The organism is Mycetocola lacteus, from assembly GCF_003667575.1.
Classification (GTDB): Bacteria; Actinomycetota; Actinomycetes; order Actinomycetales; family Microbacteriaceae; genus Mycetocola; species Mycetocola lacteus.
The window spans coordinates 162,804-188,507 of the sequence record NZ_RCUY01000011.1; the positions used below are offsets into that span (position 1 = coordinate 162,804).

Annotated in this window: 27 protein-coding genes; 14 read left to right on the forward strand and 13 right to left on the reverse strand. The window is 64.2% G+C overall.

The annotated features are described in order from the left end of the window. Window positions 1–41: 41 nt before the first annotated feature. A complete protein-coding gene (locus D9V34_RS13005; RefSeq protein ID WP_245991795.1) occupies window positions 42–554 on the reverse strand; it encodes a YflT domain-containing protein in 513 nt (170 codons plus the stop codon). A 140-nt stretch (window positions 555–694) separates the two neighbouring features. On the opposite strand from D9V34_RS13005, the gene D9V34_RS13010 reads away from it, so the two are divergent. The 11 genes from D9V34_RS13010 to D9V34_RS13060 all read left to right on the forward strand — a co-directional run bounded on the left by D9V34_RS13010 (window position 695) and on the right by D9V34_RS13060 (window position 11,336). Continuing rightward, a complete protein-coding gene (locus tag D9V34_RS13010; protein WP_121687042.1) occupies window positions 695–2,008 on the forward strand; it encodes a magnesium transporter MgtE N-terminal domain-containing protein in 1,314 nt (437 codons plus the stop codon). After that, entirely contained in the window at window positions 2,008–2,544 is a 537-nt protein-coding gene (locus D9V34_RS13015; protein WP_121687043.1) for a DUF1003 domain-containing protein, read from the forward strand. Before D9V34_RS13010 ends, D9V34_RS13015 begins: the two co-directional genes overlap by 1 nt. Window positions 2,545–2,549: 5 nt before the next feature. Next, window positions 2,550–3,734, forward strand: coding sequence for a P-loop NTPase (locus tag D9V34_RS13020; protein WP_121687303.1), 1,185 nt, complete (start codon window positions 2,550–2,552; stop codon window positions 3,732–3,734). Window positions 3,735–3,844: 110 nt separating this feature from the next. Further along, a complete protein-coding gene (locus D9V34_RS13025) occupies window positions 3,845–6,667 on the forward strand; it encodes a hypothetical protein (RefSeq protein ID WP_121687044.1) in 2,823 nt (940 codons plus the stop codon). A gap of 76 nt (window positions 6,668–6,743) precedes the next feature. Next, on the forward strand, window positions 6,744–7,307 hold the full coding sequence (locus tag D9V34_RS13030; RefSeq protein ID WP_121687045.1) for a hypothetical protein: 564 nt from the start codon (window positions 6,744–6,746) through the stop codon (window positions 7,305–7,307). Then, on the forward strand, window positions 7,297–7,617 hold the full coding sequence (locus D9V34_RS13035) for a hypothetical protein (RefSeq protein WP_121687046.1): 321 nt from the start codon (window positions 7,297–7,299) through the stop codon (window positions 7,615–7,617). Before D9V34_RS13030 ends, D9V34_RS13035 begins: the two co-directional genes overlap by 11 nt. Further along, a complete protein-coding gene (locus D9V34_RS13040; protein WP_121687047.1) occupies window positions 7,614–9,152 on the forward strand; it encodes a DNA/RNA non-specific endonuclease in 1,539 nt (512 codons plus the stop codon). The genes D9V34_RS13035 and D9V34_RS13040 overlap by 4 nt, the downstream gene beginning before the upstream one ends. Next, window positions 9,136–9,636, forward strand: a complete 501-nt coding sequence (locus D9V34_RS13045) for a hypothetical protein (protein ID WP_147441570.1) — start codon at window positions 9,136–9,138, stop codon at window positions 9,634–9,636. Before D9V34_RS13040 ends, D9V34_RS13045 begins: the two co-directional genes overlap by 17 nt. A 78-nt stretch (window positions 9,637–9,714) precedes the next feature. Further along, window positions 9,715–10,224 (forward strand): hypothetical protein, encoded by a 510-nt coding sequence (locus D9V34_RS13050; protein WP_121687049.1) that lies wholly within the window; start codon window positions 9,715–9,717, stop codon window positions 10,222–10,224. A 106-nt stretch (window positions 10,225–10,330) separates the two neighbouring features. Further along, window positions 10,331–10,825, forward strand: coding sequence for a hypothetical protein (locus D9V34_RS13055; RefSeq protein WP_121687050.1), 495 nt, complete (start codon window positions 10,331–10,333; stop codon window positions 10,823–10,825). A 37-nt stretch (window positions 10,826–10,862) separates the two neighbouring features. Further along, entirely contained in the window at window positions 10,863–11,336 is a 474-nt protein-coding gene (locus tag D9V34_RS13060) for a hypothetical protein (protein ID WP_121687051.1), read from the forward strand. Between the two features lie 41 nt (window positions 11,337–11,377). On the opposite strand, the gene D9V34_RS18185 is transcribed toward D9V34_RS13060, so the two are convergent. Further along, complete coding sequence (locus D9V34_RS18185) at window positions 11,378–12,010, reverse strand: twin-arginine translocase TatA/TatE family subunit (RefSeq protein ID WP_245991796.1); 633 nt, start codon at window positions 12,008–12,010, stop codon at window positions 11,378–11,380. An 87-nt stretch (window positions 12,011–12,097) separates the two neighbouring features. On the opposite strand from D9V34_RS18185, the gene D9V34_RS13070 reads away from it, so the two are divergent. Continuing rightward, on the forward strand, window positions 12,098–12,727 hold the full coding sequence (locus D9V34_RS13070; protein WP_030148514.1) for an O-methyltransferase: 630 nt from the start codon (window positions 12,098–12,100) through the stop codon (window positions 12,725–12,727). A gap of 113 nt (window positions 12,728–12,840) precedes the next feature. On the opposite strand, the gene D9V34_RS13075 is transcribed toward D9V34_RS13070, so the two are convergent. The 6 genes from D9V34_RS13075 to dapE all read right to left on the reverse strand — a co-directional run bounded on the left by D9V34_RS13075 (window position 12,841) and on the right by dapE (window position 19,907). Beyond that, window positions 12,841–13,947, reverse strand: a complete 1,107-nt coding sequence (locus tag D9V34_RS13075) for a substrate-binding domain-containing protein (protein WP_121687052.1) — start codon at window positions 13,945–13,947, stop codon at window positions 12,841–12,843. Between the two features lie 45 nt (window positions 13,948–13,992). Beyond that, a complete protein-coding gene (gene mmsB, locus D9V34_RS13080) occupies window positions 13,993–15,249 on the reverse strand; it encodes a multiple monosaccharide ABC transporter permease (protein ID WP_121687304.1) in 1,257 nt (418 codons plus the stop codon). 5 nt (window positions 15,250–15,254) lie between these two features. Further along, window positions 15,255–16,805 (reverse strand): multiple monosaccharide ABC transporter ATP-binding protein, encoded by a 1,551-nt coding sequence (gene mmsA / locus D9V34_RS13085; RefSeq protein WP_121687053.1) that lies wholly within the window; start codon window positions 16,803–16,805, stop codon window positions 15,255–15,257. Window positions 16,806–17,011: 206 nt separating this feature from the next. After that, the gene (locus tag D9V34_RS13090) at window positions 17,012–18,058 is read right to left on the reverse strand and encodes a LacI family DNA-binding transcriptional regulator (protein ID WP_121687054.1); all 1,047 of its coding nucleotides are present in this window, start codon (window positions 18,056–18,058) and stop codon (window positions 17,012–17,014) included. A 253-nt stretch (window positions 18,059–18,311) separates the two neighbouring features. Continuing rightward, the gene (locus D9V34_RS13095; RefSeq protein WP_121687055.1) at window positions 18,312–18,485 is read right to left on the reverse strand and encodes a DUF3117 domain-containing protein; all 174 of its coding nucleotides are present in this window, start codon (window positions 18,483–18,485) and stop codon (window positions 18,312–18,314) included. Between the two features lie 321 nt (window positions 18,486–18,806). Continuing rightward, window positions 18,807–19,907 carry a succinyl-diaminopimelate desuccinylase gene (gene dapE, locus D9V34_RS13100; RefSeq protein ID WP_121687056.1) on the reverse strand — a complete coding sequence of 367 codons (1,101 nt, stop codon included), beginning with the start codon at window positions 19,905–19,907 and terminating at the stop codon, window positions 18,807–18,809. A 135-nt stretch (window positions 19,908–20,042) separates the two neighbouring features. Here dapE and dapD point away from each other — a divergent pair, with 135 nt between their 5' ends. Together dapD and D9V34_RS13110 are read left to right on the forward strand one after the other, a co-directional pair. Beyond that, window positions 20,043–21,008 (forward strand): 2,3,4,5-tetrahydropyridine-2,6-dicarboxylate N-succinyltransferase, encoded by a 966-nt coding sequence (gene dapD / locus D9V34_RS13105; RefSeq protein ID WP_121687057.1) that lies wholly within the window; start codon window positions 20,043–20,045, stop codon window positions 21,006–21,008. A gap of 148 nt (window positions 21,009–21,156) precedes the next feature. Continuing rightward, complete coding sequence (locus D9V34_RS13110; protein ID WP_121687058.1) at window positions 21,157–21,888, forward strand: CYTH domain-containing protein; 732 nt, start codon at window positions 21,157–21,159, stop codon at window positions 21,886–21,888. On the opposite strand, the gene D9V34_RS13115 is transcribed toward D9V34_RS13110, so the two are convergent. The 5 genes from D9V34_RS13115 to D9V34_RS13135 form a co-directional block, all read right to left on the reverse strand. Beyond that, window positions 21,885–22,997, reverse strand: a complete 1,113-nt coding sequence (locus tag D9V34_RS13115) for a hypothetical protein (protein WP_121687059.1) — start codon at window positions 22,995–22,997, stop codon at window positions 21,885–21,887. The genes D9V34_RS13110 and D9V34_RS13115 overlap by 4 nt on opposite strands. Window positions 22,998–23,073: 76 nt before the next feature. Continuing rightward, window positions 23,074–23,865: a hypothetical protein gene (locus D9V34_RS17605; RefSeq protein ID WP_147441571.1), complete on the reverse strand. Its 792-nt coding sequence runs from the start codon at window positions 23,863–23,865 to the stop codon at window positions 23,074–23,076. Window positions 23,866–23,883: 18 nt separating this feature from the next. Further along, on the reverse strand, window positions 23,884–25,044 hold the full coding sequence (locus tag D9V34_RS13125) for a hypothetical protein (RefSeq protein ID WP_121687061.1): 1,161 nt from the start codon (window positions 25,042–25,044) through the stop codon (window positions 23,884–23,886). Next, window positions 25,044–25,337, reverse strand: coding sequence for a hypothetical protein (locus D9V34_RS13130; RefSeq protein ID WP_121687062.1), 294 nt, complete (start codon window positions 25,335–25,337; stop codon window positions 25,044–25,046). The genes D9V34_RS13125 and D9V34_RS13130 overlap by 1 nt, the downstream gene beginning before the upstream one ends. Then, window positions 25,334–25,588, reverse strand: a complete 255-nt coding sequence (locus D9V34_RS13135; protein WP_121687063.1) for an SAV_915 family protein — start codon at window positions 25,586–25,588, stop codon at window positions 25,334–25,336. Before D9V34_RS13135 ends, D9V34_RS13130 begins: the two co-directional genes overlap by 4 nt. Window positions 25,589–25,704: the final 116 nt, after the last annotated feature.

A 25,704-nucleotide genomic window follows, 5' to 3' on the forward strand; every position in this document is an offset into this window, starting at 1 on the left:
TGTACGGTCATCCGAGGTCATCGGACGCCCCGAACGAGTAGCTAGCCCGCGGTGCCGGTGCCGCCGTTTTCCAGCGCGGCACTCAGCAGCTTGCGGGCACGGCCCACCATCTCGGCGGGCACCACCAGGGAGTACGAAGCCGCCACGATCTGCATGACCGAGGTGAAGTCCTTGCGCCGGCGGCGGGCGGAGAAGGTGAAGAGGGAGAACAGCATGCCAAAGCCGGCGCCGAGGAACACGGCGGCCGCGACGATCCCGAGGTTCAGGGTGGGGTTCATGATGACCAGGATCAGGCCCAGGAAGATACCCATCCAACCACCGCTCAGCGCGCCGGAGCCGGCGGCGCGACCATAGGTCATCTTGCCGGTGACCCGCTCGACGCTGCGCAGATCCGAACCCACGATGGCCACGGCACGCACCGGGAAGTCGCTCTGACCCAGCACCGCGACGGCCTTCTGGGCGTCCTGATAGCTCTCAAAGATCGCCACCGTCTCCCCATCGGGAAGCTGGGCGTCAAACGGGTTGCGGCCACGGCCGGTCTGCGGAATACTCACGCTCTCATTCTCGCATTCCCATGCCGGGAAGAGCCGATAATCCCCTCATTTTCGCCCACAGCGCATCGGGCCGCGGAACGAATGTGCGCAGGGAGCTGCGCCGGGTAGGTTCCATCCAAAACCCCGACTACATTAGAGAGGTGAGTACAACACGAGTCTTTGTCGCCCGACTTGCTGGGTGCACCGTATTTGACCCCGCGGGTGACCGCGTGGGCAAGGTGCGTGACGTTCTTGTGGTGTACCGAAAAAACGACCCGCCCCGCGTGGTGGGACTGGTGGTGGAGATTCCCGGAAAGCGTCGGGTCTTTGTCTCGATCGGCCGAGTCACCTCGATCTCCGCCGGCCAGGTCATCACGACCGGCCTGATCAACGTGCGCCGCTTCCAGCAGCGCGGCGGCGAGGTGCGCGTGATCGCCGAGATGCTGGGCCGCAAGGTCATCTTCCACGACGGTTCCGGCGAGGCCACCATCGAGGACGTGGCCATCGAATCCCAGGGGCCCGGCGACTGGTCGGTGAACCAGTACTTTGTGCGCCGCCCCAAGACCTCCTCGTCCCCCTTCGCCCGCGGCGTCACCACGTTTGCCAGCTGGCGGGAAATCCGCGAGAAGGATGATGACGGCGAGGCCCAGTCGGCCGAGCGCCTGATCGCCACCTACACCGATCTCAAGCCCGCCGACCTGGCCAACACGATGCTCGACCTCCCCGGCGAGCGCCTGCTCGAGGTGGCCGGGGAACTCTCCGACGACCGCCTGGCGGATGCCCTCGAGGAGATGCCCGAGACCAGCCAGATCCAGATTCTGGCGAGCCTGAGCGATAAGCGTGCCGCCGATGTGCTGGACCACATGCAGCCCGATGACGCGGCCGACCTGATCGGTCAGATGTCCGAGGAGCGCGGTGAGCAGCTGCTGGACCTGATGGAACCCGAGGAGGCCGAGGACGTTCGTCTGCTGCTGACCTTCGCCCCGGATACCGCGGGTGGTTTGATGACCACCGAGCCGATCATCCTCTCCGCCGACTCCACCGTGGCCGAGGCGCTGGCCCTGGTGCGCAAGGCAGAGTTGGCCCCGGCGCTGGGTGCCGCCGTGTGCATCACCCTGCCCCCGTATGAGCCGCCGACCGGACGCTACCTGGGCCTGGTGCACTTCCAGAAGATGCTGCGCTATCCCCCGCATGAGCGCCTGGGCACGATCATGGATCAGAGCCTGGAACCGTTGACCACCGATACCTCGGCGGCTCGGGTCGCGCGCACCCTGGCCAGCTACGACCTGGTGTCCGTTCCCGTGGTGGACGATAATCACCGCCTGGTGGGCATGGTCACGATCGACGACGTGCTCGACTTCCTGCTGCCGGATGACTGGCGTACCCAGGAATCCGATATCCCCCTGCGCCGAAGTACCTCGCGCTTTCATCACACCGCACGCAACCCCAATGGCACACCTCGGGAGGGACGATAATGGCGAAGCAGCGACGTACCGATGCGGGCCTGGACGCCCCCAAGGGCCTGCGCGGCGCGGTCCTGGCATCCCGCGATAAAAACAGCAGCGACCGCTTTGGCCGCTTCACCGAGTGGGTGGCCCGGGCGATGGGAACCCCCGGGTTCCTGGTGGGCCTGACCCTGTTCTGTGTGGCGTGGATCGCCTACAACTCCTGGGGCCCGGAAAACATTCGTTTCGACTCGGCGGCGTTCGGTTTCACCGCGCTGACCCTGATCCTCTCCCTCCAGGCCTCCTATGCGGCACCGCTGATTCTGCTCGCGCAGAACCGTCAGGATGACCGCGACCGCGTGCAGATCGAGCAGGACCGTCAGCGTGCCGAGCGTAACCTCGCCGACACCGAATACCTGGCCCGCGAGGTGGTCGCGCTGCGCCTGGCGATGAAGGATCTGGCCTCCAAGGACTTCATCCGTCACGAACTGCGTGCGCTGCTGGAGGAGCTGGAGCGCGACCGTGAACCCGCGGCCTCCCCCGCGGAGGAGGAGCCGCGACAGTGAGCGACATGCCCGCAGACACCGGTTCCCAGAACGGCGGCTCGGCGGCAGAACCGAGTCGGCATGAGCGGCTCTGGGGCGCGCTCGGCACGGTCCAGGATCCCGAGATTCGTCGTCCGATCACCGAACTCGACATGGTGGAATCCGCCGATGTGGATGCCGAGGGTATCGCCCACATCCACATTCTGCTGACCATCGTGGGTTGCCCGGCGGCCAACGCGATCGAGGCGGCCGTGCGTGCGGCCGCGACCTCGCTGGCCGAGGTCACCGCGGTGGACCTGCACGTCGGTGTGATGACCCCGGTCCAGCGTGAGGCGCTGACCACCCGACTGCGCGGCGATCGTGGCGAACGCGAGATGCCGTTTGGCCCGGGCACGCTGACCCGCGTGTTTGCGGTCACCAGCGGGAAGGGCGGCGTGGGCAAGTCCACGATCACCGCAAACCTCGCGGCGGCCTTTGCCGCGCGCGGGCTGCGGGTGGGCATCGTGGATGCCGACGTGCACGGGTTCTCGATCCCGGGTCTGCTGGGCATTGGCGAGAACGCCGAGGCACCGGTCAAGCCGACCCGACTGGACAACATGATTCTGCCGCCGGTGGCGCACGGCATCAAGCTGATCTCGATCGGCATGTTCCTGGATGATCCCCGGGCAGCCGTCGCCTGGCGCGGACCAATGCTGCACCGCACCATCACCCAGTTCCTCACCGATGTCTACTTTGGCGACCTCGACGTGCTGCTGCTGGATCTGCCCCCGGGCACCGGCGATATCGCGATCTCGATCGGGCAGTTGCTGCCCAATGCCGAGGTGGTCGTGGTCACGACCCCGCAGCTGGCCGCCGCCGAGGTGGCCGAGCGCTCGGGCACCCTGGCCGTGCAGACCGGGCAGCGCATCGCCGGCGTGATCGAGAACATGGCCGGGCTCGTGCAGCCCGATGGGACGGTGCTGGATCTGTTTGGCAGCGGTGGCGGCGATCTGGTGGCCGAGCGGCTCTCGACCGTGGCCCAGCGCCCGGTTCCGGTGCTCGCCTCCGTCCCGCTGAGCGTCGAACTGCGCACCGGCGGCGATGCCGGCACTCCGGTGGTGCTGTCGGATCCCGAGAACGCGGCAAGCGTCGCGATCCTGAAGGCCGCCGACACCCTACTGACCGGCGGACGCAGCCTGGCCGGCGTGAAGCTGGGCCTCAGCCCGCGCTAGGCGCGGCACGTCGCGCCCGTCAATCTGCGCCGGGATCTTCCCTCGCCCGGCCTCGTGCCCGTATCGTGGTCTCGTTACGGCTCGGTGTCGTGACGCTCTGGGAGGATCCAATGGTGGAATCGGCGCGGTTTGAGGCCCTGATCGAGGAGATCGATCGCACGCAGGTTGGTGTGGAGGAGCGCAACCTGATCGAGCAGGCGGTGCGCCTGGCCGAGGAGCTGGGTGCCGATGAGCTTGCCTACCGGGCGCGGGTTCGGCTCACGGCCTCGGCGTATATGACGCACGATATGGATGCGATGCTCGCCTCGTTCGCGTGGTGTGCGGGTCAGCATGCGGCCGATCCCCAGCGCTTCCCGGCGCTCCTCGGCGATAATCCCCATGCGCCCGGACTCAACCTGCTGCTCCAGTACAACTGGGCGGCCAAGGTGCTCACCTGGATTCCGGCCATCGCGCTGACCGAGGTGTACCGCTGCCTGGATGAGATGGCCGAACGGTATGCCCGCGCGGGCATGAGCCCCCGCACCGCGGTGTTTGCGCGTTTCCGGGTGGCCTATCACGTGGGAGACTTTGCCGCAGCCGAGACCCTGCGTCACGAACGCCACCGGTATCCGGTTGAGGCCGAAACCGGGTGCGCCAAGTGTCAGACCGCCGAGGAGGGCTACTTCCTGCACCTCGCCGGCGACCAGGCCGGGGCGGTTGCACTGCTTGAGGATTCGCTCACGGATCACACCTGCTCACTCGAGTATGAAAAGGCCCGAATCCTGCTCCCGCTGCTCCTCACCGGAGACGCCGAGCGGGCCCGCGCCATCCATCTGGAATCGATCCGCTCGCTCATGCGCTCCCCCGATCTGCTCGAGCTGCTGCCGTTTGAACTGGTGTTCTGCGCGGTCACCGGCAATGCCGAGCGTGGTCTCACGCTGCTGGAGCGTGCGCTGGAGACGATCGTCCCGGATCCGCTCAACCAGGATCAGCACTTCTCGCTGGCCGTCGCGATCGCCCTCCTGCTGGACACCCTGAGCGCAGAGGGACACGGTGCCGTCCGGGTCCGCGGTGCCCAGAATCCGGCCCTGGCAGTGCTCTGGGGTGCCGAACTGAGCGGCGAGGATACCCGGGCCGACGCGCTGGCCGCACGCCTCTGGGCGCGCGCGAAAGACATCGCCACGGTGTTTGATGCCCGCAATGGCAATGCGTTTTTTGCCCACCGGCTGGATCAGACCCGGGCGCTGCTCGGAGCAGACTTCCCGGCGCCGATCCGCACCACCGGACGTTATGAGCCCGTGCCATCGGCTCTACCCGCCGAGACCCAGACCCCCGAGCAGGCGCGGGCGGCGGCCGAATTCCTGGCGCTCACCGGTGGTCCCGACACCGCGGTGCCGGCGATCGAGCACGCCCTGGACATCACGCGGGACGAGCTGCCCGCGCGACTTTTCCTCACCTCGCTGCTGATCTCGATGCGGCGCGATCTGGGCCAGACCGACACCGCCGCCACCATCCTCGAGGCACGAATCGACGAGCTGCGCATCGCGGGCTTTATCGACCATGCCAAGAACGAGGAGCGGATGGGGATGCTCCAGTTCGGTGCGGCGAGCATCGAGGACATCGCGCTGCTGAGGTCGGAGGCCGAGGATCTGCGGGCCGTGGGAGCTCCGGCATCCGTCCTCGCGCACGTGCTCACCTCGCTCGCGCACGTGCTCGACCGTGAGGATCGTCTGGAGGAGGCCCGCACCCTCGCCGCCGAGGCCTATGCCCTGGCGACTCAGGATCCCATTCCCTATGCCTTCCATCCCTCGCTCGGCCTGCACCTGGCAATTTTGGAGCGCAGGCTGGGCCGGGATGATGAGGCTCTACAGCTCCTGGATGTGCTGCTCGCCGAGCCGGGCACGGGATTTGTCCGCGCCCATACACTCTTCCAGCGCGCAACCCTGCATGCCGAACGCGGCGAGACCGAGGCCGCGCTGCGCGATGGTGAGGCGTTCCTTACCCAGGTCAGCGGGGGCGCGGATCGCGGTATCGAGATCACCGCGCTGGACTTCACCGCCCAGATGCTCAGCACCCTCGACCGTGACGCCGAGGCCGCCGCTCGCACCGCCTACGCCATCGACCTGGCACGCCGGGCGGAGGATGACCGGTTGGTCTCGCTCCACCTGAGTCTCGGCCGCTATCAGAACTGGGCAGGGGCCGCGGAAACCGCGGTGGAAACCCTGGACACCGCCTACCGGATGACCGGTGAGGACGAGCCGCTGCTGGATGCCGAGATCCTGGTCACCTTGGGCGATGCGGCCGCGAATGCCGAGCAGTTCTCGCTCGCCTACGGGGCGTGGTCCCAGGTGATGGACATCGCCGATCATGTGGAAACCCCCGAGGCCGCCGCGGTGGGGACGCGGGCTGGATTATCCCTGGGTGCCCTGCTGATGCGGATGGAGGATGAGGAGGCGGTGGAGCGTCTTGAGCGTGCCGCCGGTTGGGCCCGCGCGCAGGATGACCTGGGCCCGATCCTGGAAACTCGGCACCGGCTGGGCCTTGCCCGTGCCCGGTTCGGCGATCCCGCCGGGGTTGCCGAGCTGGAGGACCTGCGGGCCGAAATCCCCGATGGCACCTGGCTCGCCGCCGACGTGACCGACTCGATTTCGCGCGCATTGACGGCGCTGGATCGTGCGGATGAGGCGCTCCCGTATGCCCGAGCAGCGGGGACCGCCTATGCGCTGGCCGAGGATCCCGGTGCCGCGGTGGCGAGCGGGGTGCACGAGGCACGCATTCTGGTGCGCCTGGATCGCGCGGAGGAGGCGCTGGAACGATACCGGACCCTCGGCGATTCGGTCCCGGCAGAGGCCCCCATGCATGCACAGGTCATTGAGGAGTGGGCCCAGCTTCTGGAATCGCTCAATCGGCATGCCGAGGCCCACGCGCTGCGCACCCGGGAGGCGGGCCGCTAGGTCCTCGCCACATTAAATACCGGCTTTCACCCCCGTTTAGGGTACGAATGTGCCATTTTAGTGTTACGTTCGTACCATGTTTGGGGGAACAGAATTTGATGATCCGCAGATCGCTGCGGACGTGCGCGGCGCGCAGGAGCGCGCCCAGAAGCATCAGCGCTATGCCCGGCTGATGGCTGAAATCCAGGGGGTCGGCCGCTCGACAGACGGCGAGATTACCGCGAGTGTGGACGGCTCGGGTGCTGTGCTCTCGCTGCGGCTGAGCGACCGGGGCACCGCGCGTGGCGGCCGCCGGGCCGCCGCGGACATCCTCGACACCATCGCCCGAGCGCGGGCAAACTTCCAGGATCAGGCGCTCGCGCAGGCTCGGGATCTGCTGGGCGAGGATGACCCGGCCTTTGGCATGCTGAGCTCGGAGATCGACGCGCAGCGCGCCGCCACCCATCCGGATTCCACATCAGCTGCGGGCGCTGGTCCGGGCTTCGGTCTCGGCCACCGTGAGACCGCGGGCCACCGGGACTCTGCTGTTTCGAATTCGGGTGGCGGTTCCCGGCGCGGACTCGGCGGGGTCACGGATTCCGACCCGCGTTCGCCGGGGTCCGGCTCCGGCTGGCAGGCTGGGGGCCGACGTGAGCGATAAGATCGCGCTGGATATGTCCATGCTGCGCGCTCACGCGTCCCGCATCGATCAGGTCGCCTCGGACGTGGGTGAAGCGGCAGCAGCCGCCCGCTCGATGAATGTCGCCGGCGGAGCGTTTGGGCTGATGTGCTCATTCCTGGTGCCGCCCGCACTGGTCGCGGTGACCTCGATGGAGCGGATGCTCTCCGCCTCCCAGCGTGCGATTGAGCATACGGCCACCCAGCTGCGTGAAATCGCGGATGAGGCCGAGCAGCGTGAGGAAGACAACATCGCCCTGATTCGCGAGTTGGAACGGGGTCTCCCCCGATGAGCAACGCGCTGATCGCCCAGGCACAGGACCAGACCACCCCGTTCTCGGGGCTGTGGCTGATCGAAGACGGGCAGGGGCTCTCGGAGGCCATCAAGAACGGGGATTGGATTTCCGGCGGCCTGAGCGCATTCGGCGCGATTGCCGATACCGCGGCGGCCATCCTCGACCCGATCGGCCAGCTCATCGGCATGGGCCTGGCCTGGGTGATCGACCACATCTCCCCGATCAAGGACTGGTTCAACGACCTCACCGGGAACGCCGCCGAGGTCTCCGCCTTCGCCGACACCTGGACGAATATCGCCGGGCGGATGCGTGACTCGGGCGATCTGATGCGCAAGCGTCTCTCCGATATGGACGGCATGTCCGGCATGACCGTGGACGCGTACCTGGCCTACGCCGAGGGCCTGTCCACGCACCTCGGTGCCTCGGGCGACTGGGCCGAGGCGATCGCGACGGGCATGCGCATTGCCTCGACCATCGTACAAACCGTGCACGATCTGGCGCGGGACGCGATCTCTCAGATCGTCGGCACCGCGGCGAGCGCCGCGATCACAACCGCCGCGACCCTGGGGCTGGGATCCCCGGTCGCGATTGCACAGGTCACCACCCGGGTTAGTTCGCTCTCGGGCAAGGTGGGCCACGCGGTGGACAAGCTCAAGACCGCGATCCGTGCCCTGCAGGATCTGGTACGCAAACTCCAGGAGCTGATGGAGAAGGCCGCCGGGGTCTTTGTAGGTGCGGTCACACGCTCCCCGCGTACCGCTCGGCAGACGGCCAACGTGGCCGACGAGGTGACCGATACCGCCAGAACCGCGAGCCGAAGCACCACGCCCGGCCACGGCAGTTTCGATCCCCCACCCACGTCAAACCGCGTGAAAATCGATACCGCCGACGGCCCCGGGCCCCGCACCACCTTCGGTGATCGCACCGATCTGGAACCCAACACGCACTACAGCGTCGAGGGCCGCGGCGAGTTCTATACGAACGAATCCGGCCGGGTTGTCCACGTCGAGGCCGAATACGGCACCCGCGGCAACATCAACTGGGACCTGCGCAACCCCCAGCCCGACGCAACCTACGTGGTGCACCCGGTAGTGACCAACCCACAACCCGGTGTCAACTACGCACACGTCTTCGAAACCGACGAACTCGCACGCACCAAAACGGCCTACACGGAAAATTTGGTTATGGGAAACGCCTATCGCTCTCCCTCTATTCAAGACAGAATTGGAGACCTCGGCGGCGATGGTTTCGAAGGCGGACACATCTTCGGAAAAGCATTCGGAGGAGGCCCCGAAGATGTCAATATGACCTCAATGATCGAGCATCTAAACCGTGGCCCCGGAAACACGTATGGGAATTTAGAGGGGCAATGGCGCAGGATGCTGGACACGGATCCGCCGCCAAAAATCGAAGTCAGGATTCGCAATCACTATTCCGCAGACTCGCTAGTCCCAGACCGATACACCGTCGAATACAAGATAGACAATAACGACATAACAACAAAGGAATTTGAAAATGTCAGCACAAAATGAATTCGGCCCGATGGCAGAGCAGATGGCTTTCGAAGAGGTAGCACGCGGACTCTTTGAGCTGCTCGAAGACGGGGACTCTCGAATCGAATACCGAACCTCTATGTTGCGAGACACCAGCGTGACGTGGGTTCGTCGTTTCAATCCGGCGGGTCCGTCAGAGGTAGCCGACGGACGTTACTATTCGGTGGCCGCCCCCTATGAAGTACGAGAATCCGCACGACGACTGCGTGCAGCCTGCTATCGAGAGGGAGGCGGTACATGGTTTAGCGCAAAGATCGTCGTTACCGCGGCTGGTTCCGCCCAAGCCGAATACAACTACGACCAGGAACCCGAGTGGGATGCACCCGTGGATTCGGTTCTCTACACCAATGACCAGGATCAGTATCCCCGTGACGAAACCGCCCAGCCCGCATGGCTCAGACAGCGAATCGCCGAGGGCCGGGCACAGATCATCGCCGAGAACAACAGAGCGCGGCGGCGCTAGCCGCTCACTCGCGTTGTTGCGAGCGGTTCAAGTCCCGTTAGAACCGCGAACCTCACATTTTGAAAGGTAGGAAGTTCCATGTTTGACCAGGCAAGCCTCGGACTACCCAGCGAGCAAGCTTCCTTTAACGCTCTAGGGCAGGCCCTGTATGTTCTCATACAGCCCGGCGACACCAGGATTGAATACGAAGTTAATTTGCTCCACGGAGTAGGTTTTGCCCGAACCCGGGTATTTACCCCCGCCGGCCAGAAAGAACATAAGGGCGAACGCTATGAGTCAATTACGACACCGTTCGCGGTACTGAAATCGGCGCAGGATCTAAGAGCGGCGTGTTACCGGGAGGGAAACGGCACCTGGTTCAGTGCCAAGATTGTCGTGACCGCGCAGGGATCGGCATCTGCGGAATACAACTACGACACCGAGCCTGAGGGTTTTCCGGGAGATGTTGTTACCGATCCCGCCGCCTACGTCGAAGACCAAGAGTTCTTCCCGCGCAACCTCTCGGCCCAGCCCGAGTGGCTGCGTCAGCGCCTCGCCGAGGGACAGGCAAGTATCGAAGCATCGGGCAATAAGCGTGAGAGGCGCTAGGCGAAGGATGGGTTCTCACCTGGGCACATTGCAGCAGGCTCCGATATTTACAGAAGGCCAGGTCCAGATGATCTTCGAGAACAACAGAACGCGGCGGCGATAGCAGATGAACGTTGAATTAGCGGACGAACACGTTGCGCTCACGAACCTCAACCGTCAACTAGCGCAACAGTTACGCCCGGGGGACACCCGAATCGAGCTCCTCACGAGTGTGCTACGAGGCGGCAGTCGAGCGCGCGTTCGCATCTACAACGCGAGCGGTAACCTGGTATCGCCGCCAAGCTCTGAGCGTTATTACTCCGGCGAATTTACGTGGGACTTAGGGATCGCGATCGACAAGCTGCGTGCCGCCTGCTATCGCGAGGGGGCCGGTACCTGGTTCAGCGCCACAATCACCGTGACGGAGCAGGGCACTACCAACGCGGAATACAACTACGACAACGAACCTGAATGGGATACCCCCATCGACCCCGCCGCCTACGTCGAAGACCAGGAGTTCTTCCCCCGCGACCTCTCCGCACAACCGCAATGGCTACGCCAACGCCTCGCCGAAGGCCAGGCACGCATCGACGCCTCCGGCAACAAACGGCGACGACGGTAGCCGAGATTAAGCACGGGATGGAAGATAGGCGAACTGCATGGACGAAAGCTCGGCCTTCAACGATCTAGGGCGCGCGCTCTACCGGCTTCTCTCTGCCGGAGACACTCGGGCCGAGTATTCCCTGAGTCTCATTCGTGGGACGGGGTACAGCGTCATCCGAGTATTCACCCCGAACGGAGAGTTTGAACGAGGTGGTGAGCGCTACGCCACCGTTAGCTCGTCCATTGATCTCGTTACCGCGGCCAGAAACCTGCGTGCCGCGTGCTATCGCGAGGGTGCCGGAACCTGGTTCAGCGCGGTGTTTACGGTGACAAGCCAGGGCACAGCCACCGCAGAATACAACTATGACGAGGAGCCCGACTGGGATGCTCCAATTGACGCAGCCATGTACGCCAACGATCAGGACAAATTTCCCCGCGACGAATCAGCCCAGCCCGACTGGCTCAAGCAGAAGATCGCCGAGGGCCGGGCACAGATCATCGCCCAGAAAAACCGTACCCGGCGACGCTAAGCACCCAGTTAGAATTCGCTGCGGGACACCGGCAGGGAAGACTAGGTCGCGTCGGGGTCGAACGGGGCGTTGAGGACGGGGTCGCCGGCCATGATTGCGCGCAGTCTCGCGGTCGCATCGGCGCTGATCCTCGGGCCTGAAGAGTAGCCACCCGAAGAGAAGCCGCCCGCCGAGTAGCCGCCCGCAGCGGCCGAGCCAGCAGAGCCGGAGGTTCCGGCACCCGAAGATACCGAACCGGCAGCACCCATACCGGAGACCCCCGGGTTACCCGCCGAACCTGGTGAAACCGGGGAGCTTGACGCCCCCGCCGACGCGGTGAAGCCGGCACTCGCACCGGCCCCCATCGCCGATGAAGCAGAGGGTCCAGAAGACCCGGGGGAACCAGCCGAGGCGGAGGCTCCCGGCGTATCCGACATCTCATCGGTCAGGGCCTCGCGGATGATACGGCGCGGATCGTACTGGCGCGGGTCGAGCTTTTTCCAGTCGACCTCGTTGTACTCCTCGCCCATATCGTCCTTCAGACGATCCTTGGCGCCGGTGGCCATCTCGCGCAGCGAGCGCACCAGACGGGCCAGCTGGGAGGCCAGCTGCGGCAGACGTTCAGGGCCCAGCAGAAACGCCGCAAGCACGCCGATGATCAGCAGCTTGTTGAACGATAACCCGAGGTCAAACACCCCTTCAGCTTACCGCGCCGCGTCGCACTCCGCGCACCCTGTCCGCCCTGTAAAGTAGGGGACATCGTTTCCATGGGAGGGAGCCACGTGTCCGAACAGGATTCCAATTGGAAGTACGCCGACGACATCGTTATCGAGTCCGAGGCCATCGGGCGCGCACGCTCGCAGTCGCTTGAGTTTGGGTTGACCCCGGTCTCCCCCGCGCTCGGCGCTCAGCTCGCCGTGTTTGCCGCGGCCAGTCGCGCCGCCAACATCATCGAGATCGGTACCGGTGCCGGCGTTTCGGGACTGTGGCTGCTGGAGGGTTCGGCCACATCGGTGCTCACCACGATCGATCACGAACCCGAGCACCTCGCCGCCGCCAAGCAGGCCTTTGCCGACGCCGGCATCCCCTCCTCGCGCCTGCGCCTGATCGGCGGTCCGGCCCTCGACGTCCTCACCCGGATGAACGAGAACAGCTATGACATCGTGCTGGTCGATGCCGATCCCGCCCAGGTCATCGAAACCGTCGAGCACGCACTGCGCCTGGTGCGTCCCGGCGGCACCGTGCTGGTCCCGCACGCCCTCTGGCAGGGACATGTGGCAGACCCCGCCAAGCGCGACGACATCACCACCGCGTTCCGCACCCTGGTGGAGGAGATCGCCGCATCCAGCGCCGTGGTCAGCGCCCTCTCCCCCGCGGGCGACGGCTTGCTGCAGCTCACCATCCGCGCCTAACCACCCACAATAAAAGAGGACCGGCCAGGTGGCCGGTCCTCTTTTTTGTGCCGATTCACGCCGCAGCGGGCGGGATCCGAAGATCCCGCCCGCCGTGGGTTCGCCACTCGGTGTTACTTGGTGAGCGGTGCGAGGGTGGGGTCGTTGGCGTAAGCCTCGGCCGCGTTGGCCTTGGTCACGATGACCGGGGGCAGCAGGTAAGCGGGAACGATCTTCTTACCGTTGTCGTAGTCCTTGTCGTTGTTCGTGGTGACCTTCTTGCCCTCCTGGAGCTCCTTGACCATCTCGATGGACTGCTTGACCAGGTTGCGGGTGTCCTTGTTGATGGTCGAGTACTGCTCGCCCGCCATGATGGACTTGACCGACTCCACCTCGGAGTCCTGACCGGTTACGATCGGGAGCTGCTTGCCGGCAGCCTTGACCGACGCGATGATCGCGCGGGCCAGGGTGTCGTTCGGGGACAGCACACCATCCAGCTCGGTACCCGCGTAGTTGGCGGCGAGCAGGGTGTCCATACGGTTCTGAGCGTTCTCAGCCTTCCAACCGGCGGTGGCGGTCTGCTTGATGTCGGTCTGACCCGAAACAACCTTCAGCGTGCCATCGTCGATCTTGGGCTGCAGCACCTTCATCGCACCGTCGAAGAAGACGGCCGAGTTGGCGTCATCGGAGGAACCCGAGAACAGCTCGATGTTGTAGGGGCCCTCGGCCTTCTTGGCCTTCATGCCGTCGAGCAGGGCCTGACCCTGCAGCTCGCCAACCTTGAAGTTGTCGTAGGCCACGTAGTAGTCCACGTCCTCAGTGTTGAGGATCAGGCGGTCGTAGGCGATGACGGTGACGCCGGCGTCCTTTGCCGCCTTGACCTGCGGGCCCAGCTGGCTACCATCAGCGGCACCGATGATGATGACCTTGGCGCCCTTGGTTACCATGGACTGGATCTGGTTCTGCTGGTCCTGAACCGGCGACGAGGCACCGGCGTACTGAACGTCGCCCTTGAATCCGGCTTCCTTCAGACCGTTGGTGAAGAGGTCACCGGCGAGAACCCAGTTCTCACTGGTCTTGGCGGGCAGTGCCACACCGATCAGCGAGTCCTTCGCGAAGCCGGCAGCGTCGCCGCTCGAGGAGGATGAGGGGGTACCTGCGTCACGGCTGGAGCAGCCGGCGAGGGTGAGTGCCGCAGCAGCCGCGATGGCGACGGTGGCAAGTGCAGTCTTGCGGAACATAGCTTTCTCTTTCTGTTTTGTGATTGTGGTGATGCGAGGAAAAATTTAGGACTTGTTGACCGGGACGCCCAGCTCGTCACCGTTGCGGTTGCGACGGGAGGTGAGGGCACCGATCACGGAGAATCGACCGCTGTTCTTGTTGATCACGTCGATGGCAACGGCGGCGAGGAGCACGAGGCCCTTGATGATGAGCACCTTGTCGGAGCCCACACCGATCAGCTGGAGACCGTTGTTCAGGAAGGCCATGACCAGACCACCGATGATCGACCCCGGAACGGTTCCGATACCACCGGCCACCGCCGCACCACCGATGAAGACGGCGGCGATCGCGTCGAGCTCCCAGTTGGTACCGTCCATGGCACCGGCGGCACCGGCACGGGCGATGTAGAGCATTCCGGCGAGGGCCGCGAGCATCGACATGTTCATCATGACGAGGAAGTTGATGCGCTTGGTGTTGACACCGGAGAGCTCGGCAGCCCGCTTATTGCCACCCACCGCGTAGATGTGACGGCCGATGATGGTGCGGCGAGTCAGGAACGAGTAGAGCAGGATCAGGACGATGAGCACAATACCCGAGTTCGGGAAGCTCTTGCCCACGTCGGCACCGGCGAACAGGAAGGTGGCGAAACCGATAATCGCGGTCAGCAGGGCAAGGCGGACCACAACCACCCAGGTCGGGACGGCTTCGGCACCGGTGCGCACGGCGGCGCGACGGGCACGAAGGTCGCGCCAGATCACCGCGATCACGGCGACCAGACCGAGGAGCAGGGTGAGGTTGTTGAACCCGGTGTTCGGGCCCACCTCGGGCAGCACACCGGCGAGGAGCGACTGGTAGTCGTTCGGAACCGGAACGGCGGTGGAGTTACCGATCATGAGCTGCAGACCGCGGAAGAGCATCATGCCGGCGAGGGTCACGATGAACGCGGGGATGCCCACATACGCCACCCAGAAGCCCTGCCAGGCACCGATGATCAGACCCACAACCAGACCGGCGACGATAGCCAACGGCCAGGGCACGTTGAAGTCGTTCATCATCTTGGCCACGATCACGCCGGTGAGGGCGGCAACCGAACCGACCGAGAGGTCGATGTGGCCGGCGATGATCACCATGACCATACCGATTGCCAGGATCAGGATGTAGGAGTTCTGCGAGACGACGTTGCTCAGGTTGGTGGGCAGCAGGGTCGCGCCGTCGGTGAGACCGTTGAAGAGCAGGATGATCACTACCAGGCTGACCAGGATGCCCAACTGACGCAGGCTCGAGGTGTTGCCGTTTCCGAAGATCTTCTTCAGGTCTTTGATGCCGCTCATGCTGCATTCGCTTTCTTTTGGGTGGCGGTCATGCTCTTCATGAGCAGTTCTGGGTCGGCCGTTTCGGCCGTGAATTCGTTGGTGATGGCACCCTCGAAGATCGTGTAGATCCGGTCCGAAAGGCCCAGCAGCTCGGGGAGCTCGGAGGAGATCAGGATGATGCCCTTCCCCTGTGCGGCGAGCTGCTGGATGATCGTGTAAATCTCAAACTTTGCACCGACGTCGATGCCTCGGGTGGGCTCATCGAGAATCAGGATGTCCGGGTCGGTGAACATCCACTTGGCGAGTACCACCTTCTGCTGGTTTCCACCGGACAGGGTGTCCACGCCGCTCTCAACACTCGACGTCTTGATGCGCAGCTTTCCGCGGTAGTCTTCGGCGACCTCGTGTTCGGCACCCTCATTGACCACTCCGGCGGAGGAAATCTTGGAGAGCTTTGCCGAGACGACCGAGCGCTTGATGTCGTCCAGCAGGTTGAGCCCGAGGGCTTTGCGGTCCTCGCTCACGTAGGCGATGCCGTGCTTGATTGCCTCGGCCACGTTGCGAATCTGGATCTCCTGGCCGTCCTTGATGATGGTGCCCGAGATGAAGTTGCCGTATGAGCGCCCAAAGACGCTCATCGCCAGCTCCGTGCGTCCGGCACCCACCAGCCCGGCCAAGCCCACGACCTCGCCGCGGCGCACGTGCAGGGTCTCGCCCTTGCACACCAGGCGCTCGCTCGAGGTGGGGTGCTGGACGGTCCAGTCGTGAATCTCGAAGAAGTTCTCCCCCACGGTCGCGATGCGATCGGGGAAGCGGGACTGGAGACTGCGTCCCACCATGCCACGGATGATCCGGTCCTCATCCACAGCGCCCTCGTCCACCCGGAGGGTTTCGATCGCGTGGCCGTCACGGATGATGGTGATCGAGTCGGCGATCTGGGCGATCTCGTTGAGCTTGTGGGAGATGATGATCGAGGAGATTCCGCGGCCCTGCAGGCCCTTGATGAGGTCGAGCAGGTGCTGCGAGTCGGTCTCGTTGAGGGCCGCGGTCGGCTCATCCAGAATGAGCAGCTTGACCTGCTTGGCGAGCGCCTTGGCGATCTCCACCAGCTGCTGCTTACCCACACCGATGTCCTTGATCTGAGTGTCGGGGTCCTCGCTCAGGCCCACCCGAGCGAGCAGTTCCACGGCGGCGAGGCGGGTGGCCTCCCAGTCGATGGCTCCACGCTTGGTGACCTCGTTGCCGAGGAAGATGTTCTCGGCGATGGAGAGTTCGGGGATCAGCGCGAGCTCCTGGTGGATGATCACGATTCCGGCGGCCTCACTGGCGCGAATGTCGCGGAAGCGCTGCACCTCGTTCTGGTAGACGATGTCGCCGCTGTAGCTTCCGAACGGGTACACCCCCGACAGAACCTTCATGAGGGTCGACTTCCCGGCACCGTTCTCGCCACAGATGGCGTGAACTTCGCCGGCGCGCACCGCCAGGTTGACCTCGGAGAGGGCAAGAACACCGGGGAATTCCTTGGTGATGTTCACCATCTCGAGGATGTTGGGCTTAGCGGCCATCGGGGAACACCTCCCGGATTCGGGTCGGCGCGATGATGACAGTGAGCATGGCTCCCTTTCGCTGGACAACGTTGTCACTCCCACTCTCGGAGTGGGGCTTTTGGTCCAAATGTGACCGTTCACATTTGGTATCAATAAATTAGGCCCAACCCGGTGAGGATGTCAATCTCGGAGAGATAACGATTCTTCTGGGGGGCCAACTACGGCTAGTTTTCGCGGTTCTTCTCGGGCCAGTTCTGGCGTGTCGGAACCCGGGCGGAGGACTCACGGACCAGCAGCGGGGCCGGCAGAATGACCGACCGCGCACCCTCTCCCTCGAGCTGCGCGATCACCTCCTGCACCATCCGCCGACCCACGGCGGAAAAGTCCTGCCGCACGGTGGTCAGCGGAGGGAAAAAGTGACCTGCATCGGGGACGTCGTCGAAACCCACCACGCTCACATCCTCGGGCACCCGCACCCCGGCCTCCCGAAACGCGTGAATGAGCCCAAGCGCGACCTGATCGTTGAGCGCAAACACCGCGGTGAACGGGTCGCCGCGCAGCAGCTCCTTGCCCGCCTGATAACCAAAACTCGCGGTGTGTTCGCCGAGGATCGGCGGGTGCATGCGCAGCTCGGCCTCCCCGATTGCCGCCAGGAACCCCTGCATCCGTTCGTCGGCCTCGATCCAGTTTTGGGGGCCACCCACATGCAGAATCTCGGTATGACCAAGCTCGATCAGGTGCTGAACCGCCTGATAGGAGCCCTGATACTGGTTGACGGCCACGTTGAAGGCCCCGGGTCGATCCAGCGAGTCCGCCACAAACAGCGGCACCCCGGGGGCGGCCGCGGCCACGGTGGATACCAGCTTGGCCTGGGGCGCGATCACCACGATCGCCTCAACTCCCTGGGCGAGGAGGCGCTCGATGTCGTCCTCGACACCCACGCCGATTCCCATCGCGGTGACCAGCGCCAGCCGGTAGCCGTTAGCGTTGGCCTCCTGCTCCATCGCGATCATGATGGCCTGCGGACCGTACAGCGCGGTCGAATGAGTGGATAACACCCCGATCATGCGGGTGCGCTGACTGGCCAAAACCCGCGCCGCCTGGTTGGGCCGATACCCGATTTCCTCGATCGCGGCGAGCACCGCGAGCCGGGTTTTATCCCGGATCTTGGGTGAGTTATTGAGCACCCGGGACACGGTTTGGTGGGACACTCCCGCGGCCGCCGCGACATCGCGGATATTGGGTGCCCGACCGGCTGGTCGTGCGTTCACTAAGACTCCTCAGAGCTGTGCGGGAAAGCGGCGATGCCACCCGCAAATAAGAATTCCGGGCCTCACAAGGCGAGCGGTGGCCTTCCCGGGAGCAGGGCCGAAACGAGTCGGCGCGGCTACCTTCCACACGATACAACACGTCCGCATACACGCCACGAACTTTATTCGCGACACGGTCGAATCGTTTCGACGGGTCCGACAAATCCGCCCCGGCATCTGAACACAGACGCCGGGGCGGTTGATGGGAGTGAGCCTATGCGGGCGCCACGACCCCCGAGAGTACCTGGTGAAGTTCCTTCGCCTCGTCGTCGTTCACGGAGACCACGAGTCGTCCGCCCCCCTCAAGTGGGACACGCACGATGATCAGGCGCCCTTCCTTCACGGCCTCCATCGGTCCGTCCCCAGTCCTGGGCTTCATCGCTGCCATTCGGTTCCCCTTCCGTGGTTTCCTGTTCCCATTATCAGCCATTTGGGGCACCCGTGGAAATCCAAGGCGACTTATGACGATCCAGACAACCCGACATAACGGACATGGAATGTCGCCGCCGCCGTGCTTCCATCGAACTTCGGATCACCGCCTAAGCGGGACCTGATCGGGTGTTTACCTGACTGCACCGATCACTAACAGCAAACCCGACAGGATGCAATTTGCGTCAGTAAATCCGCCTATTGTTAATATCACCGGTGCGGCAAAAACCACCGAAATTGGACGGAATATCCTCGCTCGGTGAGGTGTCGAAGGTGGCTTTTAGTCCAAATCGGAGGTGCTCAACCAGGCCCGCAGACCCCGTTCGCAGTCCTCGATTTCCGCCACCGCGACGCGCTCATCATCGGCGTGGGCACGCAGCGGATCGCCGGGTCCATAATTCACCGCGGGGATTCCCAGAGCCGAGAATCTCGCCACATCGGTCCACCCATACTTGGGCAGCGCGGGCACTCCCAGTGCGGTGAGGAATCGCTTCGCGAGGGGGGCGTCGAGACCCGGACGGGCACCCTCGGCGCGGTCCACCACGGTGATATCCCACTCGCCAAACAGATCGGTGAGGTGGGCGATGGCCTCATCGGCGCTCTTATTCGGAGCGAAGCGGTAGTTGATGTGCACCATGCACTCGTCGGGAATCACGTTGCCGGCGATGCCGCCGGTGATTCCCACGGCATTCAGACCCTCGCGGTAGACCAGGCCCTCAACCTCGATCTGGGCGGGCTGATAGGCGGCAAGCTTTTCCAAGATCGGGGCGGCCGCGTGGATCGCGTTCTCCCCCACCCAGGCGCGCGCCGAGTGTGCGCGCAAACCGCGGGTACGCACCTCAATCCGCACGGTTCCGTTGCATCCCCCCTCGATTTCGGCGCGGGTCGGTTCACCAAGAATCGCGAAGTCGCCCTCAAACAGGTCGGGGCGAGCCTCGGCGAGCAGGCGCAATCCGTTGAGGTCGCTGGAGACCTCCTCGTTGTCGTACCACATCCAGGTGATGTCCACCGCGGGATCGGTCAGCTCGGCGGCGAGCGCCACCTGCACGGCCACGCCCCCCTTCATGTCCACGGTCCCACGTCCGATCAGGTGGTCGATTCCGTCGACGAGCTCGCGACGAATCGGCAGGTTGTTGTTGATCGGGACGGTATCCACGTGCCCGGCGATGATCACCCGCTGGGCACGGCCCAGGTTGGTGCGCGCGGTCAGGGTGTTGCCGTGACGGATCAGTTCCAGGTGGTCGAATCCCTCGAGGGTTGCCACCAGACGATCCACCAGGTGGGCCTCGGCACCGGACACCGAGGCTTCATCGCAGATCTCACGGGTGAGCTCCACGGTTCCGGCGGACAGGTCAAACGGGAGGGCGATAGGCGTGGACATACCCTCGAGTCTAGGGTGTTCGGGCAACCCATCACGCCCGGATATCGGAGTGAATATCGCCGGAAACCGCGAATTCGCAAGCATGTGCAGCGACACACAGACGCGTATCCGGCGCGAATTCGCTAGCCTTACAGCATGAGTGCAACAGATTCCGCCGCGACCCCCGCCAACGCCTGGGGCTATGGCCTCGCGACCATCACCGACGCCGGTACCGTCCTGGACACCTGGTACCCCGCACCCGAGCTGGGAACCCTGCCCGAGGGGCGCGAGCGCTGGTTCACCCCCGCCGAGATTGAGGATCTGACCGGACCGGATGAGCGCCGCGGCGTGCGTCTGGAAGCCGTGACCGTGGAGATCACGCTGTCCGAGGCACCCGCCAGCACGAGCGACGCCTACCTGCGTCTGCACCTGCTCAGCCACCTCAAGGTGGCCCCCAACACGATCAACCTCGACGGAATCTTTGCCTTCCTGCCGAACGTCATGTGGACCACCGCCGGACCGGTTGAGCCCGAATTCTTCGACGCCAACCGCCCCCGCCTGACCCGCGCGGGCATCAGCCCGGTGGGCCTGGACAAGTTCCCGCGTCTGCTGGACTACGTGAGCCCCGCCGGTGTCCGCATCGCCGATGCCTCCCGAGTTCGCCTCGGCGCACACCTCGCCCCGGGCACCACCGTCATGCACGAGGGCTTTGTAAACTTCAACGCCGGCACCGTGGGCACCTCGATGGTTGAGGGCCGCATCTCCCAGGGTGTCGTGGTGGGCAACGGCTCGGACATCGGTGGCGGTGCCTCGATCATGGGCACCCTCTCCGGCGGTGGAACTCAGCGCATCACCATCGGCGAGCGCTCGCTGCTGGGTGCCAACTCGGGTATCGGCATCTCGATCGGTGATGACTGCGTGGTGGAGGCAGGTCTGTACGTGACCGCCGGCACCAAGGTCACCCTGCTGGATGGCGACCGCGCCGAACCGCGCCGGGTCAAGGCCGCCGAGCTCTCCGGTGTGGCCAACCTGCTGTTCCGTCGCAACTCGCTGAGCGGTGGCGTGGAGGTCCTGCCGCGCTCGGGTGTGGGCATCGTCCTGAACGCAGCGCTGCACGCGTAGGCATCTTGTACACAACCGGCCGGGGCGATTCGCTCCGGCCGGTTGTGTGTTTTTCCACTGGTCATCTCGCGCGGCCCCGCCTGTTTGTGTGTCCGCTCGCGTCGGTTCGTCCTTGGTGCGGCGAGGCGATTAGCGGCACACTGGAATCATGACTGCTTCTGGTGCCCGCGAGATCGAACGCAAATATGACGTCCCCGATGCGGCGGTGCTGCCGGATCTGACCGCTGCGGTCCCCGGCCTGCTGGCCGACGCTCCCCACACGTTTGAGCTGGCCGCAACCTATCTGGACACCGCGGACGGTGACCTGGCCCGTGCCCGCACCGCGCTGCGACGCCGCGAGGGCGGGCACGATGCCGGCTGGCACATCAAGGCCGACACCCCGCAGGGACGATTCGAGACTCAGTGGCCGCTGGACGAGCCGGTCGATTCCGCTTCCTCTTCCTCAATCGATGAGGCCTCGGCTGCGGCAGCCGTGGGATCGGCGACTAACGGGTATTCCGCCGACGCAACCCCGGTCGTGATCCCCGAGGTCATCCGCACCGAGCTGGCCACCCGGCTGGGCCTGGATGACGCGATCTTCGCCCCGATTGCGATCCTGCGCACCACCCGCACCATCGTGACCCTCCGCGACTCCGACGGCAACGTTCGGGTCGAGATCGCCGATGACACGGTCATCGCCCACGACGTTTCCGCCGACATCACCCGCACCTGGCGCGAGTGGGAGGCCGAATTCCTGCCGCTGCCCGGTGCCACCGCAAACGACGAGGCCGCCGAAGCCGAGGCGAACACCCTGCTCGGAGCGGTCGAGGCTCGCCTGGCCGAGGCCGGCGCGGTCGCCGCCTCCTCGCACTCGAAGATCGCCCGCGCGCTGGGCCGCTAGCCCTCCACCGCTACCCAGGTGGCGGCAGTGTCCACCGCATCATGAGGAGCGCTCTCCGGTGCCCCGATGTGGCCCCAGGCCGCGGCGAGCGTGCACAGGACAATAACCGCGGTGGCGATCAGCAGCGTCCACGTGGATCGGGTGCGCCGGATCCACCAGGCGACCACCGCACACACCAGGGCCGCTCCAGCAAATGCGGTGATGGCCAGGCTGGGAACCTGATCGGGTGACAGGGTTTTGGGGGCGGTGAGTCCGAGTCCAAAGGTCGCGATCCGATCGTGGGAAAGCAGCCACGCTATCCCCGCCATGAGCAGCGCGGCCATGCTCAGGGCGTAGGCCGCACGCTGGGCCCCGGCTCGCGAGTGATGCCGAATATCCGGGGCGTCTCGATGGGCGAAGACGCGGGCGCTGGCGCGTAAACCAACAACAAGATACAGGGAGAACACGTATCCGGCGATGCCGGCCCACCCGGCACCCACCATGAGGATCAGCAGCTGAAACACGGCAAAATCGCCGAGGAAATAGGTGCTCTCGTCCGCGGTCAGGATGATTCCCGCAGGAACCCCTACCCCGATCACAACCATCACCGGTGTGAGGATGCGCCAAACCAGGTAGCGACGTGCCGTGGATTCGCGCTCGGGTTGACACAGAACGACCGCCACAAGAGCCCAGACGACCAGGGTACCGGCCCCTACCAAAATGGTAGGCCATCCGGTTTCGGGGTTCTCAGACTGCCCAGCTGGGGGAAGCAGCGTGTGCGCAACCGCCTCAATCGTGCTGAGCGTCAGCACAGGTGCGCCCGCGGAGCATCCCAGCAGAATGGCCGCCACAAGGACGAGACGGCGGTGGGTGTTACTCAGGCGTCGGATGGTGTTTGCTGCGTGCGCGACCACGATCGATCCCAGCAGAATGACCAGCGCACTCATGCTGACCGCTAGCCCGGTGACGCTATCACGACCCGCAATCTGCGGCACCGCCAGGCCGAGCAGAATGATGACGGTCCCGGCGACGGTCCCGATCAGTGTCAACCGTGCCTGACGCCAGCCGCGCTGAAGCGCACGGTGGTCCCGAACCGTGTCCGGAGTGATGAGCGCAACGGTGTCAACCATGCGCCGAGCGTACAGCACCGCCCCCGGTGGCCTGCAACCCCCGGAAGGCGCTGGTTTCATACCATTCGAGCGTCCGCTAGGTGCCGGTGACCACCGCCAACGCGCTCCGCGGATCGGTCAGGAGGTGTCTCTGCTCCGCATGGTCGCGAAAATAGATGATGATCTCCGCCACCGTTACCGGGTCCGAGGCCAACTGCGATTGTCCACGAACGTACATGGAACCGTCGGCATCCGAGATCATAACAACACGAGCGCGGGTCACCACGCCTACAGAAATCGCTCGCAGATCTTCCCACAAGATCAGTGTCACCTTGGCGTGTTGAGGCTCTCTCCAACGCAGCCCGACGGGTGATACTTCCAGACCGCGAGGACCAGGGACAAGTAGCCGTCGAAGTAGATAAGCCAGAAGCCCAGTACCAATACCGGTCGTAACAACCCCAGCGACGAAGCCGCCCGAGCGGTAATTGGCTCCGCCAGGCTTGGTCTGAAAGATCGGCTCCCACCCGGGAAGTACCCAACTCGCACAGAGCACAACTCCGAACGCGGTAAATGCAAGAAGGCTCAACACCAAGAGAATTCGTGGCACACGCTGCGGGGAAAACACGAGTGGCCCGGTATTTGGAACTCGGATCGAACCAGCTCGGATCCTCAGCGACGCATAAATCCCCGCCCCAGCGACAAAGCATCCCGTGAGCGCAAAAAGCCACATAGCCAGAGTGAAGGCTGCACTAGAGCTCGTCTGAGCGAGCGTGCCGGCGACTCCCCCAAAAACCGCTCCCAGAACGAAAACCATAATCGGCGGGCGCAACTTCAGGTAGTCGTGATCAGGCACAATTCGCGGGTTACGAACCCTAATACGGACCGTCATCTACCAATGCTCGCTGACCTATCCAAAGACATATCCGAAATCACCATTATCGATCGCTTCTCGAACATCGAGCGGTACACCGTTTTCCCAACCGCTTTTAACCGCGTATCCCCCCAGCACTGCCACGGCTGCAACAATAAGCGTCAATGCGACCGGTGGCAACGCAGTCCCAGGAGCCGCTGCTCCCAGAACTGCAGGCACGCCGTACCCGGCGACTGTCCCCAACCCAGCACCGCTTAGCCCACCGACAAGTTCAGCCGACCAAGACCCTCCAGCCCCGACAATAGCCATCCCAATCGCTACATCGATAGCCGGTCCGGCCAGCGGGACGACTTTGGTACCCACGCGGATTTTTTGGAGTTCGGCGCGGAGCGCGCTGCTTCTGATCCCGAGGTCTTGCTTCGAGAGTCCTTTGATCGTTGCACGTCGAGCAGGGTTATTTGAGCGTGCACGGGCGTTGAAGGTTTTGTAGTTTTCCGTTGCGATTCGTGCTTCCTCCGCATAAATCGGCTCATAGAAATTCCAACGACGCTGGGTATCGTCGAGATAGAACCCTCGGACAAATTCGTTGCCGAGCTGAAGTTTCGCGTAGGCATCGGCGAGGGGTTTGAACTCTTCCAAACGGGCAATGAACCCGCCCAGGTGCTCGGCAATCCAAACGTCCAGATCCGAATGCCAGACCTCAACATCGGTCTCGATCTTTCGATACCTGGCTATCGCGATTTGATACATTTCGGACGTCATGGGGACCAGGCACTCGCCGTTTGGGCCTACCTCCGTGTATGCCGGTGTTGGCGTACCTGCCGGAGCCATGAATTGTCTCGGGGCCAGGGGTGGTGCAATACTGTTGCCCGCCACAACCAAGTAGCTCTCGAGAGCGTCACTCGCCCAATCGGCAAACTTGTCACGTCCCCGTTCGAGTCGGCGTGCATATGCTCGAATTGCCGAGGCCGCATCGGCGACATAGTTATCAACCGGATCGATGCCCTGCGCGATCACCGCGGCCGCCTGCCGAAAGGCATCCCCACCCTCGCCCTGCCAATAGTCCAGCGAGTCGATTGACATGTTCAGTAAGCCGTTATGGAGCGTATTAACGGCATTGTTGAGCCCGGGATCAAGCCAATCGGCCAGGGTATACAGCGCCGCACTATCACCCGAGATCGTCAAATCAATACCCATCAGTCGGTCCAGTCTGCGGCAAACCGGTTGAGCGAATCGACGATGTCGTCCTCGGTCCGCATCACGTCATCGAGTGCGGCAGTGGCTACGGCGGTGAGGCCCACCGCGGCGGCGGCACTCATCCGGGCGGCCTCGCTGATGAATTCAACAATTGAGGCGATCTCCTCGGTCGCAGCACCGGCGTCCCCTCCACCGGGAAATTTGTCCCGCGCATCCAGCACGTCCTCGGCGAGGATGCGCGGTTTTTTCAGTACCTCCCCCATGGATTCGCGGTCCACCTGAATCATCGTCATCGTAGCTTCCCTTCTGCGCGCAGGTGGGCCCCGATAACCGGGTCAAAACTCACCACATCAAAGAGAAAAGCCTCCTTGATTTCCCCCAGCCGATCCGTCTGAACCACGATCCACGGTTGTTCCGGACCGCACTGTGTGGCGAGGCGATCAAGTGCGGTGAACGCCAGAAGTGCCCGCTTACCGTCGCCGTGTGGACGGACCTCCACAAACTGGCGACCCAGCTCATCAATACGGATCGGAAGATACAGCATCGGCGGGATGATCGTGTTCCGCTGTACGGGCTCACCGTTGACAGCTTCGTGGGGCGATCTTCGCCCTCGTAGAAGCCCCTCGCCGATTCGCTGTGTAGGCATGGGGGCAACGATAG